16 protein-coding genes are annotated in these 18,571 nt (G+C 62.6%); 10 read left to right on the top strand and 6 right to left on the bottom strand.

The features are described from left to right. Positions 1–61: 61 nt before the first annotated feature. Positions 62–2,974: an FAD-binding and (Fe-S)-binding domain-containing protein gene (locus I6E81_RS03760; protein ID WP_197106052.1), complete on the bottom strand. Its 2,913-nt coding sequence runs from the start codon at positions 2,972–2,974 to the stop codon at positions 62–64. Positions 2,975–3,002: 28 nt separating this feature from the next. Here I6E81_RS03760 and I6E81_RS03755 point away from each other — a divergent pair, with 28 nt between their 5' ends. The 5 genes from I6E81_RS03755 (at position 3,003) to dprA (ending at position 7,482) form a co-directional block, all read left to right on the top strand. Beyond that, a complete protein-coding gene (locus I6E81_RS03755; protein ID WP_197106051.1) occupies positions 3,003–3,623 on the top strand; it encodes a LysE/ArgO family amino acid transporter in 621 nt (206 codons plus the stop codon). Between the two features lie 106 nt (positions 3,624–3,729). Beyond that, positions 3,730–4,218, top strand: a complete 489-nt coding sequence (locus I6E81_RS03750) for a hypothetical protein (protein ID WP_197106050.1) — start codon at positions 3,730–3,732, stop codon at positions 4,216–4,218. Between the two features lie 95 nt (positions 4,219–4,313). After that, a complete protein-coding gene (locus I6E81_RS03745) occupies positions 4,314–4,670 on the top strand; it encodes a YraN family protein (RefSeq protein WP_197106049.1) in 357 nt (118 codons plus the stop codon). Further along, positions 4,667–6,199 carry a YifB family Mg chelatase-like AAA ATPase gene (locus tag I6E81_RS03740; protein ID WP_197106048.1) on the top strand — a complete coding sequence of 511 codons (1,533 nt, stop codon included), beginning with the start codon at positions 4,667–4,669 and terminating at the stop codon, positions 6,197–6,199. Before I6E81_RS03745 ends, I6E81_RS03740 begins: the two co-directional genes overlap by 4 nt. A gap of 2 nt (positions 6,200–6,201) precedes the next feature. Beyond that, the gene (dprA, locus tag I6E81_RS03735; RefSeq protein ID WP_231603956.1) at positions 6,202–7,482 is read left to right on the top strand and encodes a DNA-processing protein DprA; all 1,281 of its coding nucleotides are present in this window, start codon (positions 6,202–6,204) and stop codon (positions 7,480–7,482) included. A 40-nt stretch (positions 7,483–7,522) separates the two neighbouring features. Here dprA and I6E81_RS03730 read toward each other — a convergent pair whose 3' ends face one another. The 4 genes from I6E81_RS03730 to I6E81_RS03715 form a co-directional block, all read right to left on the bottom strand. After that, positions 7,523–8,107: a uridine kinase gene (locus tag I6E81_RS03730; protein ID WP_197106046.1), complete on the bottom strand. Its 585-nt coding sequence runs from the start codon at positions 8,105–8,107 to the stop codon at positions 7,523–7,525. 130 nt (positions 8,108–8,237) lie between these two features. Then, the gene (locus I6E81_RS03725; RefSeq protein ID WP_197106045.1) at positions 8,238–9,074 is read right to left on the bottom strand and encodes an alpha/beta fold hydrolase; all 837 of its coding nucleotides are present in this window, start codon (positions 9,072–9,074) and stop codon (positions 8,238–8,240) included. Positions 9,075–9,088: 14 nt separating this feature from the next. Next, entirely contained in the window at positions 9,089–9,901 is an 813-nt protein-coding gene (locus I6E81_RS03720) for an alpha/beta fold hydrolase (protein WP_197106044.1), read from the bottom strand. Between the two features lie 2 nt (positions 9,902–9,903). Continuing rightward, a complete protein-coding gene (locus I6E81_RS03715; RefSeq protein ID WP_197106043.1) occupies positions 9,904–11,022 on the bottom strand; it encodes an alcohol dehydrogenase catalytic domain-containing protein in 1,119 nt (372 codons plus the stop codon). 95 nt (positions 11,023–11,117) lie between these two features. Between I6E81_RS03715 and I6E81_RS03710 the strand changes: the two genes are divergently transcribed. The 4 genes from I6E81_RS03710 to I6E81_RS03695 all read left to right on the top strand — a co-directional run bounded on the left by I6E81_RS03710 (position 11,118) and on the right by I6E81_RS03695 (position 16,787). Next, positions 11,118–12,692, top strand: a complete 1,575-nt coding sequence (locus I6E81_RS03710) for a helix-turn-helix domain-containing protein (protein WP_197106042.1) — start codon at positions 11,118–11,120, stop codon at positions 12,690–12,692. 311 nt (positions 12,693–13,003) lie between these two features. Next, positions 13,004–14,524 (top strand): sodium/proline symporter PutP, encoded by a 1,521-nt coding sequence (gene putP / locus I6E81_RS03705; RefSeq protein ID WP_197106041.1) that lies wholly within the window; start codon positions 13,004–13,006, stop codon positions 14,522–14,524. Between the two features lie 385 nt (positions 14,525–14,909). After that, positions 14,910–15,839 carry a phosphodiesterase gene (locus tag I6E81_RS03700; RefSeq protein WP_197106040.1) on the top strand — a complete coding sequence of 310 codons (930 nt, stop codon included), beginning with the start codon at positions 14,910–14,912 and terminating at the stop codon, positions 15,837–15,839. A 75-nt stretch (positions 15,840–15,914) separates the two neighbouring features. Next, positions 15,915–16,787, top strand: a complete 873-nt coding sequence (locus I6E81_RS03695; protein ID WP_197106039.1) for an NADPH-dependent oxidoreductase — start codon at positions 15,915–15,917, stop codon at positions 16,785–16,787. Here the strand turns inward: I6E81_RS03695 and I6E81_RS03690 are convergent. Next, positions 16,784–17,596 (bottom strand): SDR family oxidoreductase, encoded by an 813-nt coding sequence (locus I6E81_RS03690; RefSeq protein WP_197106038.1) that lies wholly within the window; start codon positions 17,594–17,596, stop codon positions 16,784–16,786. The genes I6E81_RS03695 and I6E81_RS03690 overlap by 4 nt on opposite strands. A 38-nt stretch (positions 17,597–17,634) precedes the next feature. On the opposite strand from I6E81_RS03690, the gene I6E81_RS03685 reads away from it, so the two are divergent. Continuing rightward, positions 17,635–18,561, top strand: a complete 927-nt coding sequence (locus I6E81_RS03685; RefSeq protein WP_197106037.1) for a tyrosine recombinase XerC — start codon at positions 17,635–17,637, stop codon at positions 18,559–18,561. Positions 18,562–18,571 lie beyond the last annotated feature (10 nt).

The raw sequence follows: 18,571 nt of genomic DNA, 5'->3' as shown, positions 1-18,571 counted from the left end.
GGTTGGCCTGCTGCAGTTGTTGCGGGGTTGGGTCGGCGTCTGTTTCGTGCGGGCGTGCCGCTTAGCGCTCGGGCAGTGCTGCGGCAAGAACCTCCGCGAGATGCTTGCCCTCGGTGTTCGCGAGTTGTGATGCCTGGGTGCGGCACGAGAAGCCGTCGGCGATCAGAGTGCTGTCGGATGCCGCTTCACGCAGGGCAGGCAGGATGCCGTTCTCGGCGACCGCGACCGACACGTCGTAGTGCCCTTTCTCCATGCCGAAGTTTCCGGCGAGCCCGCAGCATCCGCTGATCTCGGTGACGGTTGCTCCCGTGGCAGCGAGCAGGGCGCGATCAGCGTCGAACCCCATGACCGCGTGCTGGTGGCAGTGGGGCTGAACGACAAAGGTCCGGTCGCTGAGCGCAGGTAGTTGCCAGTGGGCTGGCCCCAGCGGTGCCGGTGCGGTGAGTAATTCGGAGAGCGTGAAGGTCGAGCGCGCCACGGCCGCCGCTGCGGGGTCGTCGGGCAGCAATTCGGTGAGGTCTGAGCGCAGCACCGCCGTGCACGAGGGCTCGATGCCGATGATCGGGATGCCGCGGTCGGTGTACCGAGAGAACTCGCTCACCAGGTCGGAAAGTTTCTGGCGCGCGCCCGCCAACTGCCCTGTGGTGATCCAGGTGAGGCCGCAACACACATCGCGTTCCGGAAGCAGGATCTCGTAGCCGGCCGCATCCAGCACACGAATCGTGGCGCGGGCGATGTCGGGAGAAAAGTTGTCGGTGAACGAATCGGTCCAGAGGAGGACTTGGGGGCGCGGGGTTGAGTGGCGGTCCGCGGTTTCGGCGGCTGCGGTGGCGGGGGTTGCCCGTCCAGCGCTGGTTGCCGCGGCCGGGGGCGCCGCGCGCAGGGCACGAGCCTCGGAGCTCGAACGGAAGGGGTGATGGGCGAAGGCGGGGAACGTGCGCCGAGCATCCATTCCACCGGCCCAGAGGGCGATGCGGCGCACGAGCGGCACACGCAGCGCGGCGTTCGCTAGCGGGGCGATCGGCGAGATCAGACGCGCCCAGCGTGGCAGTTGGCCGAGGAGGTAATGGCTGCGCGGGCGGAGTTTGCCCTCGTAGCGGCGGTGCAACACTTCGGCTTTGAGCGTGGCCATGTCGACGCCGGCGGGGCAGTCGCTCGCGCAGGCTTTGCAGGAGAGGCAGAGGTCGAGGGCGTCGTGCACTTCTGGCGAGTTCACGCCGCCCGACACGAGAGAGCCATTGGCCATTTCTTGCAGCACGCGGGCGCGGCCGCGAGTGGAATCCTTCTCGTCGCCGGTCGCCAAGAACGACGGGCACATGACACCGTGGCTGGCCGAGTTATCGGCACGACACTTGCCGACTCCGACGCAACGGTGGCTGGCGGTCGTGAGATCGCCATCGTCGTCGCTGAACGCGAAACCGTTGACTTTGATGAGCGGCAGCGCGGTCGGGCGGCGCAACGCGGCATCGACCGGCGCCGGGTCGACAACGATGCCCGGGTTCATCAGATTGTTCGGATCGAAAAGTCTCTTGAACTGCCCGAACAGCTCGATTGCGGCCGGCGAATACATGCGCGGCAGCAGTTCGCTGCGTGCGCGACCGTCGCCGTGTTCGCCCGACAGCGACCCGCCATGGGACGCCACAAGGGTGGCGGCGTCATCCACGAAAGCTCGCAGAACTGCGCCATCCGTCGCGAGAGGAATATCGAGCCGAACATGAACGCAACCGTCGCCGAAATGGCCGTACGGCATCCCCTGGATGTTGTAGTCGGCCAGCAGGGCGTCGAAGTCGCGCAGGTACGCGCCCAGGCGTTCCGGCGGCACGGCGGCGTCTTCGAAACCGGGCCACGCTTGCGTACCGGATGCCGTGCGTCCGGCGAGCCCGGCCCCATCTTCGCGGATGCGCCACAGTTGTTTCGCGGCCACCGCATCGGTGATGACGCGGGACTCGATCGCCGCAGCATCGGCGGCGAGGTTGTTCGCGCGTTGGAGAGTCTCGGCGGGGTCGTCGCCCGTGACCTCGACGAGCAACCACCCGGCGCCGGCGGGCAGGGCGGCGACGGCGCGGGCTCCGCGGGCGCGACTGACGGCATCCACGATTCGGGCGTCGAGGCCCTCGATGGCGGTCGGGTGGTGAGCGAGTAGCGCGGGAACAGCGTCGGCGGCGGTCACCATGTCGGGGTAGCCAAGGGCGACGAGCAGCGGATGCTGGGGCTCCGCCACGAGATCGACGGTCGCCTCGAGCAGCGTCACGAGACTGCCTTCGGTGCCCACGAGACTGCGGGCCAAGTTGTTGCCGTGCTCGGGCAGGAGGTGTTCGAGGCTGTAGCCCGACACCTGACGGCCGAAGCGCCCCAGCTCAGTGCGGATCGTTGCGAGGTTACTGCTGACAAGGGCAGGGAGACCATCAACGATGGTCGGGTCATTAGCCGCGGTGAAGCGTCGCCCGAGGCCATCGATCACGTCAAGGCTCTTCACGTTGTCGGCCGTTTTGCCGAACTGCAGGGAATGAGCTCCGCAGGCGTTATTGCCGATCATGCCTCCGACGGTGCAGCGCGACCACGTCGAGGGATCGGGGCCGAAGCGCAGACCATGAGGCTGCGCGGCGGATTGGAGAGTGGCCAACACGGTGCCGGGCTGCACACGGGCGGTTCGGGCATCCGCGTCGATCTCAAGAACGTGGTTCAGATGGCGGGAGAAATCGAGCACGATGCCGCCGCCGATTGCGTTGCCCGCGACTGACGTGCCACCACCGCGCGAGGTAAGGGGAGTGCCGCTGTCGCGAGAGACGGAAAGCGCGGCCAGCACGTCGTCCGTGTCACGTGGGAACACGACCACTTGCGGCACAACCCGATAGTTCGAGGCATCGCTCGAGTATTCGGCACGGCGCCGCGTGGAGTCATCGACCTCACCGCGCACCTCGGAACTCAGCGTGTGAACGAGGTCACGGTGCTCCGGCGATGGCATAGTCGGCATGCACCCATTCTGCCCCTAGAGTCATCTCATGCTCTCGATCTTTGCCGTCGTCGTCGCCGGGCTCGGCTTTGGGCTCTCGCTGATTATTGCCATCGGCGCCCAAAACGCGTTCGTGCTGCGGCAAGGGCTGCGGCGGGAACACGTCACCGCAGTGGTGCTCGTGTGCATGCTCTCCGACGTTGTGTTGATTACCGCCGGTGTTGCTGGCCTCGGGGCGCTCATCGAGCAAGCGGGTTGGCTCTTGATCGTGGCCCGCGTCGGCGGCGCACTCTTTTTACTCGTCTACGCGTTCTTGTCGCTTCGCCGGGCGGCCCGACCGCAAGCACTCACCGCAACAGCATCCGGAACGGGGATGACGCTCGCCGCCGCCCTCTCCACAGCGCTCGCGCTCACCTGGCTCAACCCGCACGTGTACATCGACACCGTGCTGCTGCTCGGCTCCATCGGCGGAACCTATGGCGACGACCGCTGGTGGTTCGCGCTCGGAGCGTGCCTCGGCAGCGTGATCTGGTTCACGGCGATCGGCTACGGCAGTCGCTATCTGCGCCCCCTCTTCGCTAAGCCGATGGCGTGGCGGGTGCTCGACATCCTCATTGCGGCGGTCATGGTCGTGCTGGCGGGCAGCTTGATCGCCGGGTTGTTCGCGTAGCGGCGCCCCGCGGTCTGTGCTCTGCACCCTGTGCGCCCGAAAACGGTTTCGTGACAATTCGTTAGATTCGCTAGGCGGATGCTCGGCTGAGTGTTAGAAATCGACTATGCGTATGTGCGGAGTCGCTCTTGTCGGTGTCGCGGTTGTGCTCGGACTTTCCGGGTGCGTGTCGGCTGAGCCCCAAGTATCGGAGTCGTCGGAGTCGTCGGGTGATGCAGGCGAATCGAGGATGCCGTTGTTGAGCGCGGATCCCGGAATGCAGCGATCAGGTTTCAGCGAAGCAATTCTCTTTGAGCAGGTAGATGTGGGTGCCCACGAATACTCCCTCCCGCCGCTCAGCGACTCCGTTGATCAGCTCTTTCTTGCCATCGGCTGCGACCGGACATCGGAGTTCGAACTCTTCCTCGTCTCCGACGGAGAAGTTGTGGACGGAGTGCAGGCAAACGACTGTGCGAGCGAGCGCGGAACTGCGGCAATGACGAGCATTACGGAGCCGTTCGACGCTGACCCGTCCACTCTGAAGCTCAGGGTTACCGTCGACGACGGTGTGTGGTTCAGCGTCTCGGTGTTTGAAGCGGGCGGTACGACCGGCTAGATCACTAGTCCTCCCCACCGGGGTTCGTGGCGGAGTCTTCTCCCACATCGTGCCGCGCCACGTTCTCGGTTGTGCCCAGGCGCGACTCTTGAGCCATGGCAGCAAAAGACGAACTAGGCGCGCACGGCGAGACCCTCGCGGCCGACCACCTCATCAGTTCAGGGTTCGAGATCCTTGATCGCAATTGGCGGTGCTCACAGGGCGAACTCGACATTGTGGCGCGAGAGCGCGACGAGCTCGTGTTCGTCGAGGTCAAGACTCGTTCGAGCGTGCTGTTTGGGCATCCATTTGAGTCGATCACTGCCACGAAACTTGCACGTTTGCGACGGCTCGCTGCGGCTTGGTGTGACGATCACCCCGGATCTGGTTCTTCCGTGCGCATTGATGCCGTTGCGGTGATTGTGCCCTCGCGTGGAACTGTCGAGATCGAGCACTTGAAACGCATCTCGTGATCGGCAGAACCTATGCCGTCTCCCTACTCGGCCTCGAAGGTGCGATCGTCGAGATCGAAGCAGACCTCTCCAACAACCTTCCCGGCTTCGTGCTCATCGGCTTGCCCGATACTGCGCTGGGCGAAGCAAAAGACCGCGTGCGGGCCGCAGCAACGAACTCCGGATGCGGGCTGCCGAACCGCAAAATTACCGTCAACCTGTCGCCTGCCGCGCTACCCAAACACGGCTCCGGTTTCGACCTAGGGATTGCCGTCGCGGCGCTCGCCGCCTCCGGAACTATCTCTGCAGAATCGATCGACCGGGTGCTCCATATTGGAGAACTCGGGCTCGATGGGCGCTTGCGTCCGGTGAACGGTGTGCTGCCCGCAGTGCTCGCCGCATCGCGGGCCGGATTCACGACAGTGATGGTGCCGAGCGGAAACGCTGACGAAGCATCGCTCGTGCCCGACATGCGCGTGATCGCGGTGCCCTCACTGCGGGATGCCGCCATCTGGCATGGCGGAGAATTCGAGCCTGAACCCGTTGAAGTGATCACGCGCCCGGCCCCCGAGGCGGCCCCCGATACCGGTGGCGACCTTGCCGACATGATCGGCAGTAGCGATGCGATCGACGCAATGCTCGTCGCCGCAGCGGGTGGCCACCACGTGTTCTTGCTTGGCCCTCCCGGTGCGGGCAAAACAATGCTCGCGGCTCGACTTCCGGGGCTACTGCCCGACCTCGATCCCCAAGCAGCTCTCGAAGTCTCCTCCATTCGTTCGTTGGCCGGGTTGCCGGTGGGCAGCAGTCTCACCACCCGGCCACCCCTCGAAGCGCCCCATCACACGGCGACGGCCGCGGCGCTCGTGGGAGGCGGCAGCTCGCAGATACGTCCGGGTGCTGCCGCCCGAGCCTCCGACGGAGTGCTCTTTCTCGACGAAGCACCCGAGTTTGCGCCGGCAGCGCTGGACGCGCTTCGGCAACCGCTCGAATCGGGAGTCATCAGCATCCATCGGGCGAACGCGATTGCTCACTTTCCTGGCCGCTTTCAGCTCGTGATGGCGGCCAATCCTTGCCCCTGCGGGCAGTGGGGTGCGCGCGACAGCGAATGCACCTGCCCACCCAATAGTCGGCGGCGCTACCTTGCACGCCTGTCGGGTCCGTTGCTTGACCGCATCGACATTCAATTTCGCGTCGAGCGCATCACGAGCGCTCAGCTGCGGTTAGCGGGCGAGCGACCGTCTCTCTCGACGGCGGATGCCCGCGCCCGCGTCACAGCGGCCCGTCAGCGTGCGGCCGCTCGCCTCGAGACCACGCCGTGGCGGCTCAACTCTCACGTGCCGGGCTCGTATCTACGCGGGCGCGAGCTGCGGCTAGCGCCCAAGGTCACGGCGGGGCTTGACCGCGCTCTTGAACGTGGAGGCATCACGATGCGCGGGTATGACCGCGTGTTGCGGGTCGCCTGGTCGCTTGCCGATCTCGCCGACGATTCCCGACCCGACGACACCCACGTCGGGCAAGCGCTCTACCTTAGAAAGGCAATGTCACAGTGAGCATGTTTGGACTCAAAGAATCAGAAGTCGCCACCCTTGTGAAGGCAGTCAGCGTTGGCGGCGGTGATGATCTCGACCGCGACGCGATCGAAGAACGCTTCGCGCGTGCAACATGGAGTGGCCTTGCGGAACCCGGCGATCGTCTTGCTGGTTGCGCCATTCAGCAACTCGGTGCCGTGCGAGCACTCGCCGGCGTTGTCGAACGGTGGGAACCAGAACGCTTCGCTGCCGCTCTGTCAACGGGCGGTGACGCGGTGGCTGATGGCGACATGGCTCAAGCAATCGAGCGCTGGATGCCGCGGCTCAAGTCCAACACCGCGCTCATCGCTCTGCGGCAGGCCGCCCGTTTTGGCGCACGCCTGCTCACGCCCGACGACCCCCTGTGGCCGTCGCGCCTCAACGATCTCGACTGGCACGCACCCTCGGCGCTCTGGGTTCGCGGAACCGACGAAGCTCTTGCCGGAATCGATCGCGGCATCGCCCTCGTCGGTGCGCGCGCGGCGACCGGCTATGGCGAACACATCACGATGGAAGCTTCCGCCGGTCTCGTCGATCGTGGCTACACGATCGTGTCGGGCGCCGCCTACGGAATCGACGGCATGGCCCACCGCGCTGCTCTCGCCAGCCAAGGACTCACTGTCGCCTTTCTCGCCGGGGGAGTGGACCGTTTCTATCCGAGCGGCCACGACGCGCTCCTCGGTCGCATCGTCGAAAACGGCGTCGTGATCTCGGAGTTGCCGTGCGGCTCACCACCCACCAAGTGGAGATTCCTGCAGCGCAACAGGCTCATAGCTGCAGCGAGCATGGCGACGGTCGTTCTTGAGGCGGGCTGGCGTTCGGGGTCGCTCAACACGGCAGGTCACGCCGCTGCCCTCGGGCGCCCGCTCGGTGCAGTGCCCGGGCCGGTCACGAGCGCTGCCTCAGCAGGCTGCCACCGCCTCATCCGTGACTATGACGCCGTGTGCGTCACCAACCCCGACCAAATGGCCGAGCTCGCACCCCTCGAGCAAACGCTCCTATCGGTCGACGAGGCGACAGACTCCGGGGGCACTACACAAACGCCGAGTGAGCATCCGGATGTTGGCAGCCAAGCCAACACCGAGACCACACGCCTTCTCGACGCCCTCAGCGCTCGCAGCGCCCGCACCACCGATGACATTGCCGCGCGCAGCGGCCTCGCGATCTCCACGGTCCGCGCCCAGCTCGGGTTGCTCGAACTCGACGGTCGCGTCGCCGAAACGGAGCGCGGGTGGAAGCGCGCCGCGAAAACCGGTGGGCGCTAACGTCCGTCATTCATTCCCTCAACGAGTAGCAACTCGTGTTTCAATCAGTGAGGAGCTGCCCCTGCTGATACAGAACATCGGCAGAGGACCGCGGGTCGAAGCGCTCAACAAAGTCTTGCTCGTTAGGCACCCACACCTCGTTCCATAACCGTTCATGATCGCGCCCCAAACGGCGATCTCTGGCCTTGCCCTGTTCGGTTGCCTGCTCGAGTTCCACGTCAACCCACACGGTGAGGTCACAAGCTCCCGCGAGCTCAGGATGAAATAGCCCAATCAGATCCACGACGACAACTTCGGCTACCGGCAAGGGTTCCGCAGCGCCCAGAGCGCGCGCAGCCCAATCAAATTTTCTAAAGGAGCCCGAAATGCCTCTCCGCACGGGGTCAAGCACTTCGCTGCGAAGCCGCAGCCGCTCAACTCCCGACCAGTCAGAGGAACGTTCATGTGACTTCTCAGGGTTGAGGAAGTCATCTCCCCGAATACGCACGCATCCCGGAAGCTCCGCGGCGAGCTCCCGGGCAAGTGTTGATTTACCAGCACCGCCGAAGCCCGAAATGCCAATTACTTGCGTAAAAGGAACAGCCGGGACCGTCGCGAGACTGGCGAGAACTAGGGCAAGCGTCATAGTGGCGCTAGTCTACGAGACCTAAACACAGGTCTGGGCTCTGCTTCGTGAGCTGCTACCACGCAGACTTTTGCGGCTAGCGGTGCTGGGCTACGCGGTAACCGCGCAGCCCAGCACCGAGCCAGCTGTCTTACTCTGCCGGTGCGACGGCTCCGGTCGATTCGGCGGGCGCACGCCCCTCAAGGATGTCGACGAGCGTTGCATTCCATTCACTCCGGTTCTCGATGAATGCAACGTGTCCGCTGTTCTCGAAGAAGGTCAAAGTCGAGTTGGGGAGCAAACGGTGAGTTTCTTCGCTCCAACGCGGGTCCCAGATGGCGTCGTGCCGCCCCGAGAAAATGTGCACCGGAGTCTGTACCGACGGTAGAGCGCTGCTCAGATCGGTGTCGAGCAAAGCCTGGAAACTCGAGACGCCAACAAACGCCGGAACCTTCCAGCCAGTCTGAACGAACCAATCGCGGGTCGCCGTGAGATCAGTGCGATGGAAATTGTTTCCATACAGTCCAGCGATGGTCTCGATGGGCGCAATCTTGATCGCCTCGACAAGCCCCTGAACCTCTCCCTCGGGAGTGCCATAAGGCGCATTCTCAGTGCCAGAGAATCGGGGGCCACTTCCGGTGACAACCACACGCGCAAGCTTCTCGGGATGCTCATGAGCAAATTTGAGCGCAATATGGCCGCCCATCGACCATCCGACGAGGGTTACGCGCTCGAGGCCTAGTTCAGAAACGAGGACATGGAGATCGTGAACGAAGAGATCGTAGTTATAGTCTCCCCACGGTTTGTCAGAGGTGCCGTGTCCGCGGAGATCCACAGTGATGCAACGGTACGACGGGGCGAGGTCTAAGACCTGCAGGTCCCACGCATCTCCACTACCTCCCCAGCCGTGAACGAAAACGATTGCTTCACCGGTTCCACGGTCTTCGTAATGCATGGTGATTCCGGGCTCAACCTCGATGTCGGGCATGATTATTTCCTTTCTTAGTGCAGCTGATTGGTGATGAAAGTGGTGATCAGATCGGCGATGAGCTGTGGCTGCTCCAGCTGGAGCAAATGCCCCGCCTCCGAGATTTCGTGATACTCGGCGTGAGGCAGCTGACGGGCCAGGTGTCGTCCGTTGGCCACCGGCACAACGCGGTCGGCAGCGCCGTGAATAATCACCGTGGGAGAAACGAAGTCACACGGAGATCCGGTCGCCATGAACTGTTGCGCAGCATCGAACTGCCTCTGCCACACCGACGCACTGGTTGGGTACATGGCTCGCTCGCTCAGTATTTTCTCGAACTCGTCAGGATGCTGGTGTGGCCAGTCTTCGCTGAACGACAGCGGCATGGTGCGCCTGGCGTACTCGGCGGGCGTGAGTCCGCGGGCGCTAGCCCACGCATCCACCGTCGATTGAGGAACCGGATCAGCGCCAGGGCCCCCGCAACTGGTGCTGACGAGAACCAGCCCGCGGACGACATCCGGGCGAGACCGTGCAAGAGTCTGGGCGATATAGCCACCCATGGAATGGCCGACAATGATGAGCGGTCCGCCCAGAGACTCCACTGCCAGAGCAGCATCCGCCGCGAGGTCCGCGATCGATGACGACGCATCAGTGTCCCCGGAGAGGCCAGTGCCGCGATTGTCGAGACTCCAGAGCCCGAAGTCCTGGCCCAAAGCGGCCCGCAATCGCTGAGCTTCCCAGCTCGCGTACCCGAGCCCGTGGATCATGAGAATTCTCGGTGTCCCGGCGCCTTCGAGGTGAAGTTTCACATCACCGGCGGTCTGTAGCGAACGCGTGAGTAGGCTCACAATCACACGCTCACTTCGGGAAACTCGATTATCTGCCGCACAGCATCGCCGTTTGCCAGAGTCTCGAATCCCTCATTAATATCTTTCAACTCGATGCGAGCGGTGATGAGGTTCTCAATAGGCAGTAGGCCCTGACGCCACAAATTTTCGTAGAAGGGGATGTCGCGTGACGGAACCGCTGAACCGAGGTAGCTGCCGACGATCTCGCGAGCTTCCGCTACGAGTTGCAGTGGAGAGATGCGCACTTCCGCTTCGGGCCCGGGCAGGCCGACGCTCACCGTGCGCCCACCGGGTGCGGTGAGCGCGACAGCGGTTTCGAACGCTCGCGCGACGCCCGCGCACTCAATGACGACGTCTGCGGTGAAACCAGCATCGACAGCTTGCTCGGGGGTAAACGTTGCGGAAGCACCGAGTTCCAGGCCCAAGCCGAGTTTGCCCACATTCGCATCGATGCCAACGACCGTCACCCCGGGAACGGATGCGGCAACCAGCAGCGCAGCCATGCCGACGCCGCCAAGCCCGACGACAGCGACGGTCTGTCCGGCAGTCGGCCGACCAGCATTGAGCACAGCGCCGCCTCCCGTAAGCACGGCGCAGCCCAAGACGGCCGCAATATCCGGAGGCACATCCGCTCCGACGGCGACGAGAGATCGAGCATCCAGTACGGCATGAGTGGCGAATGCTGAGACGCCTAGGTGATGAGCGATGGACTCGTCACCCGAATGCAGTCGTCTGCTTCCGTCAAGAAGGGTTCCTTCGCCGTTCGCGTGTGACCCAGGCGTGCAGGGAAGGCGGCCGCCGGTCTGACAAGCCGCACACGTGCCGCAGCGGGGGAGGAACGCCGCAACAACACGTTGCCCGATGGAGAGGCCAGCGACATCGGAACCGATTTCTTCGACGATCCCTGCGGCTTCGTGCCCCAGCAGCATAGGCAACGGCCGAAGGCGGGAGCCATTGACGACGGAAAGGTCAGAGTGACAGATCCCTGCCGCCTCTATCCGGACCAGAACTTCGTGGGGCCCAGGCGGATCCAATTCGAGCTGCTCGATCGTGAGAGGGCTCGACGTTGAGTAGGGGCGAAGAGCATCGGATGTTCTCAACACTGCACCGAGGATTCTCATTTACCGGGTTCTCCCTTGAACATGTAGCAATTGTGCTGCTCTCCGCCGGTGACCTCCTATGTGCTCAGTACACAAGTTGGTGAAAGAATATGTCCATGGCTCCACAAATAGGCTCGGAAGCTCCCATACTGCGCGAAGTGGCAGAAGACATTTCTGCGCTTCATGACCCTGACTTGATCCTCACGGGACTCGTTCGACGAGTGCGTTCTGCGGTTGGTTGTGAACTCGCGTATCTCAGCTTGAACGAGAGCGCGACCCGCACTACTGAGATTCAGTTCTCCGACGGCATCCTGACGCCTGAATACGCTGCGATCCGCATGCCCATCGGCACGGGAGTGCTCGGGATGGCGGCGGCCGGCTTCATGACCGAGTCTGCCGATTACTTGCGCGATGTTTCGAGGCTGCACATCGAGTCGGTGGATGAGGCAGTGACATCCGAAGGCGTGCGGGCAATCTTGAGTACGCCGCTGCGTGCCGGCGGTGATGTGGTCGGTGCGCTCACCGTCGCGAATCGCACCGCTGGAGCTTTTACGCAACGTCAAAAAGAGACCCTTGTCGAGGCCGCACTGATCGGTTCGATTGCGGTCGACGTGTACAACCTTCGGAGGCGGCTGGAGACCCAAGCCGAAACATCGAAGCGCGAGATTGACAATCTCATGTCGAGCTCTGAAGTCGAGACCATCCAACTTCGGGCATCCGATCAGTTCTCGGCGGCGCTCGCTGCTGGCCAGGGCACGGTTGAGCTGCTCGAGATCGCGTCAACGGTGGTGAGGGGGCGCGTCACAATTGGCGACAGCGACGAAGGTTCCAGCCTGGCTGATAGTGCTACTTCGATCCCTCTTGATGCGGGAGGCGCAATCCAAGTGTCCGATGCTGACCCGCGTCTTATTCAGGCGCTCGCGCCGACCATGGCAACGTTTATCTCGATCTCACTGCTGTACGAACGAGCGATAGAGGATGCGCGGCATTTCAGGGAATCCGAAGTGGTCGAGCGTGTGATCGAACCAGCTCGTGACGGTTCCGGGCCGTCTGTGCGTTTAGGGCTCCCGGGAACAGGGAGCGTGGAGGTCACGGTCATCGCGATCGAAGACCCGAATGCGCGTCGCGCGGCGCTGGCATCGCTGCGCAAAGGGATGGGAAGGGATGCGATCGCGGCCGAGCGGCGGGGATCGATCATCGTCATCGTTCGCAGTTTTCCCTCGAGGGCGGAACGCCTGTCCGAATGCATCGGTTCGTTCACCTATTTCGGGGGAATAGCAGCTGCGGTATCCGAAGCTGATATTCCTACCGCGTACGCCGAGGCTGCGCGCCTAGCCAGGTCAATGCGCGCTTTGCATCGGCCACGAGAACTGGCGGCAAAAGCATCTCTTGGTGTGGTCGCGTTTGCAGTAGGAGGCTCAGGAGAATCTGCGGAACTCTACGTCGCTGATCAGCTGGGGCCGCTAATGGGCGGCACGTCCCGGGATGAGCGCTTGTTGGAAACTGCCTTGCGCTATCTCGACACTCAGGGTTCCGTATCCGGCGTTGCTTCGAGTCTTTCTATTCACGAAAACACCGTGCGCCAAAGGATGGAGAGACTCGATCAGTTGCTCCCCGGGTGGCGCGAAGGACCTCGGAGTCTGGACGTGCACATCGCGTTGCGCACGCATGCAGTGTTGGATGCCGGCTAAGAGGCTGTCTGTGAAAGAGAGCCGGGGTGCCGGCCGTCACGATCACACCTGCCGGCCAGCTAAAGGTGCTGTCCGGCGAAAAATTAGCGCGGTTTGCGCCGTATGGGCGCAAGGGGTGAAAGCTGTGAATGTCGCGCACGTCGCGCAAGACTCCTGTGCAAACGTGAGAATTCTGCCACATCACTGCGTTTGAGGCAGTAATCATTAGATTTCTTTACGTTTCATGTCGGGCTTTTTAGATTGTCACTAATCCTTATCTCTGCGAGGGTAGACAGGCTTAGCCCACGGATGTGTAAAGGAAAGGCGACAAAATGAACGATCAGTTCTTCCAAATTATCGCGATGGTCATTTATTTGGCCGCAATGCTTGGGATCGGTTGGTGGGCGTACAAGCGCACCAGCAACCTTGACGACTACATGCTCGCTGGCCGCAAGCTCAGCCCCGGAGTCGCGGCGCTGAGTGCTGGAGCATCCGACATGTCAGGTTGGCTCCTTCTCGGACTCCCCGGCGCCTTCTACCTTGGTGGCCTCTTCCAAGGCTGGATCGCCATCGGCCTCACCATCGGTGCCTGGCTCAACTGGAAATTTGTCGCACCGCGACTGCGTGCGTACACCGAGGTTTCCAAAAACTCGATCACACTGCCGAGCTTCTTCGAGAACCGTCTCCGCGACAAGTCACGCGTTCTGCGCGTCACTGCTGGAATCATCATCCTCGTCTTCTTCACCTTCTACGTATCCTCCGGAATGGTCGCCGGTGGCGTCTTCTTCCAGAGCGCATTCGGCTCTGAATACTGGATCGGAATGCTCGTTGTCGGTGGAGTAACCGTCCTCTACACCCTCTTCGGCGGATTCATCGGCGCAACCTACACCGACGTCGTCCAGGGCATCATGATCTTCCTCGCCCTCATCGCAGTGCCCATTGTTGGCATCACGCAGACCGGTGGAGTCGCCAACACGATCGAATCGATCCGTGCCGCGAACACCGAAATCGATATGTTCAGCCTCTTCACCGGCGGAACAGTACTCGCCGCGATCTCCGCAGCAGCGTGGGGCCTTGGTTACTTCGGCCAGCCGCACATCCTCGTACGCTTCATGGCGCTTCGCTCTCCTGGAGACGCCGTAGCCGGTCGCCGCATTGGTATCAGCTGGATGATCATCTCCGTTATCGGAGCCATGGCATCCGCCCTCATCGGTGTTGCGTACTTCCAGCAGCACCCTGAGCTCACGCTTGATAATCCTGAGCGCGTGTTCCTCGAACTTGCGCAGATCTTCTTCCACCCGCTGATCGCGGGCCTTGTCCTCGCAGCAGTACTCGCCGCCGTCATGAGCACGATCTCGTCGCAGCTCATCGTGTCGTCATCGGCACTGGTTGAGGACCTCTTCAAGATCGTCGCCAAGAAGGAAGCAACGCCTAAGGCTCAGGTCATCCTGGGTCGTATGGGCGTACTGATCGTCTCGGTCGTCGCGATCATTCTCGCGTGGGACCCCGACTCGTCGATCCTGAGCCTCGTCGCTTACGCGTGGGCTGGCTTCGGTGCCGCGTTCGGACCGATCGTTATCCTGTCGCTCTTCTGGCGCAAGCTGACCAGCGTCGGAGCGATTGCTGGAATGATCGCTGGCGCAGTCACCGTCGTTATCTGGGGCAACGTTCCCGTACTGACGGGCGCGATGTACGAGATCGTTCCTGGCTTCGCGCTTAACATCATCGTTGCTGTAGTAGTGAGCCTGCTCACCTTCAAGAACAGCGACAAGATCACTGAAGAGTTCGATACCACTCTCGAAAGCGTGCGTACCGGAACAGTTCAGCTGCCGATAATCCCTAAGAACAACTAGTTATCCACGTGCGCGCGTCTAGTTGAGCGCGACCGCGAAGAGATGCCCGCCCCACAGTTGTGGAGCGGGCATTTCTAGTTGAGCGACGCGGCTACTTCTCCGTCCTCGGCGCGGGGTGTTGGAAGCGCACGCTGCCCTCATTGAGCCCCACGCGGCGACAAATCGAGTACTTTTTGCACGGGTGCGGGTGCGGGTGCGGGTGCGGTGCGGGATCGCTGAAGGCTGCAGTAGCGAGATGCTCTGCACGATAGGCCAAGCGCTGGTGGCGTACCGCGCCTTCGTGATCTCCTCCATCGACTCGGTGATCTTGCCTGTTGCGGGAATGCGCCCCACCACAATCTAGAAATTCACGGTGGATGACAGCCGTGCGGCTTAGGCTTGCCGTGTGATTCAACTCGGCCAGTACCCAGCACCCAGCCACGTCATCGCGCATGTCAGTGATACTCATCTGCTCGCGGGCGGTCGACCGCTCTATGGTGCGGTCAACACGATTGATCACCTCGAGCAGGCGCTGGCCCAGCTTGAGCGTTCGACGGCGCACCCTCAAGCCATTGTGTTTACGGGAGACCTCGCCGACTTGGGCGAGCCCGATGCTTACGTGCGCTTGCGCGCCATCGTCGAACCCGCGGCCAAACGAATGAACGCCGAGATCATCTGGGTCATGGGCAACCACGACGAGCGCGCCCAGTACTCGTCACTCCTTTTTGACGAAGAGTCGGATGCCCCGCAAGACCGGGTGTACATGATCGACGGGTTGCGCATCATCTCGTTCGACACCACCGTGCCCGGCTACCACCACGGCAACATTAGCGACGAACAGCTGGAATGGCTGCGCGCGGAGCTCGCCACCCCGGCCCCGCATGGCACTCTTCTTGCGGTGCATCATCCACCCATCCCAACCCCGATGTTGGAGGCGATGGGGATGCTCGAATTGCAGCGCCAAGAACGGCTTGCAGAGGTCCTCGAGGGCAGCGACGTTCGCGCGATTCTGGCAGGCCACTTGCACTATTCGACGCATTCGACGTTCGCTGGCATCCCCGTTTCAGTCGCGTCCGCAACGTGTTACACCCTCGACCTCAGCGCCCACGAACGGCTGCTTTCCGGCGTCGACTATGGGCAGTCCGTTAACGTCGTTCATGTCTACGACAAGCAGACCGTGCACTCGATCATCCCGGTGGGTGACACCGCCGAGATTACCGGCCACTCGTCTGAAGCCTGGGCTCAGATCGAATCGATGACGCCCGAGCAGCGACTCGAAACTTTCTCGGCCAAGAACTCCACGTTCAATGCGGCTGAAGTGGCGGCATCCGACTAGCTCGGGCGTGATGCGCGCTTCTCGCCCGCGTCGCGCCTGCACGAAGCATCCAGTGCACCGTGAAATCATTGAGCTATGACTTTGGGCTCGACACACACCGCACCGGCATCTCGAATCGAACAAGAGCGGCGGGAGATTTCGCCCGAGTTCATTACGGACACGATCCGGGTGCTCACGAGCCACGAGTCCATCCGTAGCTTTGAAGCGACCCCGATTGCGGCGGAAGCCCTTGATGCCATTTTGGTGTCGGCCCGCAGTGCTCCTACGTCGTCCAACTTGCAGGCATTCAGCATCATCGTCGTCGAGGATGCGGAGCGTCGTGCCCGGCTAGCTCACCTGGTCGGCGACCAGCGTTACGTTGCCGAGGCGCCCGTCATGCTCATATTCTGCGCTGACGTATCGCGCTTCCATTACCTCGCCGAGCGTCAGGGGCACAGCTTTGACGCCGACAACCTCGAGATGTTCTTGACGGCATCCATCGATGCCACTCTCGCGTTAGAGAACGCACTGGTGGCGGCCGAGTCGCTCGGCCTGGGGGCTGTGCCGATTGGTTCTGTGCGCAACAACCCCACGGCCATTGCCGAAGAACTGGGCCTGCCGCTGGGAGTCTTTGCTGTTGCCGGTCTCACGCTCGGCTATCCGCGCGCGGGTGTGCGTCGGGGGAGCAAGCCCCGGTTGTCGAGTGACGCTGTCGTGCACCGTGAGCAGTATTCGGGTGCCGAAGTCGAGAAGCACGTCAGCGACTATGACGACGTCATGATTGCCAATGGCCTCTATGCCGGGCGTCAGGTCGCGAGTGGGGGCGTGCAGATTCCGGATGCGGAATACGGCTGGGCTGAGCACACTGCCCGCCGCACGAGCAAGCCCGAGGGTGTCACTGGGCCTTCAGTTGCCATGCGCGATCATCTTAAAGACGAGGTCGAAGCGCGCGGTTTTAGAATCCGTTAGCGCCCGAGGGTGCTGTCGTCGCCAGCGCGGCTTGCTCTCGCCACGAACACCATGATCACTGGTTGGGCCACTTTCATGAGGCCCCAGACCAGTTTGTAGCGCACGCTCGGCACCGACACGGCGCGACCGCGTGCTGCTGCACGCAGGGCGGAACGAACTACGAATCCAGCATCAAGCCACATCCATCGCGGCGCCATGTCGGCGCGCTCAATGCCAAGGCGAGCGTGGAATTCGGTGCGCACGAATCCGGGCGCGACTGCGCTGAATGTCACGCCACGGTGGCGGTAGTGGGCATTTGCCCAGCGGCTGAAGCTCAGCGGCCACGATTTAGCGGCGCTATAGAGACCGAGCGGTGCTCCGCCGGCAATGCTCGCGACGGTGAGCACGGTGCCGCTACCGCGACTCAGCATTCCACTGAGCACGGCATGGCTGAGGCGCAGCGGGACGGTCGCGAGAATCTCCAGCATGCGCTCTTCATCATCGATGGAGTTCGTTTCGAATTCTTGCGGCAGGCCATAGCCGGCGTTGTTCACCAGGTAGCTGATGGGAGCATCCGACGCTTGCAGTCGCTGTTCCACGAGGGCACGTTCGTCGACGTTAGTGAGGTCGGCTCTGAGCACTTCGGTCGTGACGCCGTAGCGCGAGTGCAACTCGGTCGCGACAGAGTCGAGCCTAGATCGATCGCGAGCGACTAAGACAATGTTGTACCCGGCTGCAGCTAGTTGGTGGGCAAACTCTGCCCCGAGGCCGGAGGTCGCTCCGGTGACGAGCGCAGTGCCAGCGTGGGGTTGTGGGGCCTGAGTGGTCATCCCGAAACGCTATCGTGCCGAGGCATATTGTTCGTAGCATGCAGCACGATAGAGGGGTGAGCCTGCCGCGCCGTGTTGATGAGTTCGTCGAGTACCTCTCGGCAGACCGCGGCTTCAGCGTGCACACGGTTCGGTCGTATCGCTCTGATCTCACCAACCTCGTCACATTCGCTGCCGAACGTCTGGCGACAGAGCCCGCTGACCTCGATCTCGAGCTCTTGCGAGAGTGGTTGTGGCAGTCATCCCAAGAGGGGCTCGCGAAAGCCACATTGGCGCGTCGGGCTGCTGCTTCGCGAGCCTTCAGCGCGTGGTTGGCTCAGAATAACGTTATCGAAGCGGATGTCGCGGCTCGCCTCAAGGCTCCCAAGGCCGAGCGGCACTTGCCCCGGGTTCTCAATCGCGATCAGATGTCCGAGATGTTGCAGAGTGTTGAGGCGCGGGCATCCACGGCGGATCCCGTCGCGTTGCGGGACAGGGCCATTGTCGAGCTCCTCTACGCGTCTGCGTTGCGGGTGAGCGAGCTTGTCGGGCTCAGTGCGAATGACGTGGATGATTCCCGACTAACGGTGCGCGTCATGGGTAAGGGCTCGAAGGAGCGGGTGGTGCCTTTCGGCATCCCAGCTCAGCACGCGATCGCTGACTATCTCAAGCGCGGGCGACCTCAGCTCACCGCTGAAAACGGGGGAGCTGCACCGCTATTCGTGGGTGCCCGCGGCAAGCGGGTCAGTGCGCGCACGGTGTATGAAGTGATCGCGCATTTGTTGGCGGACGTTCCTGGTTCGGGTGGGTCCGGTCCGCACACGCTGAGACATACGGCCGCAACCCACTTGTTGGATGGCGGCGCTGATTTGCGCGCTGTTCAAGAACTTTTGGGGCATGCGAGCCTCGGCACTACCCAGCTCTACACGCACGTGTCGACTGAGCGGTTGCGCGAAAGCTATCGCACGGCGCATCCGCGCGCTTAACCAACGCGCG

The sequence above is a fragment of the Salinibacterium sp. NG22 genome (assembly GCF_015864925.1).
GTDB lineage: Bacteria > Actinomycetota > Actinomycetes > Actinomycetales > Microbacteriaceae > Rhodoglobus.
The sequence above is the reverse complement of the archived record's forward strand: the minus strand, read 5'-3'. Positions and strand labels throughout refer to the sequence as shown.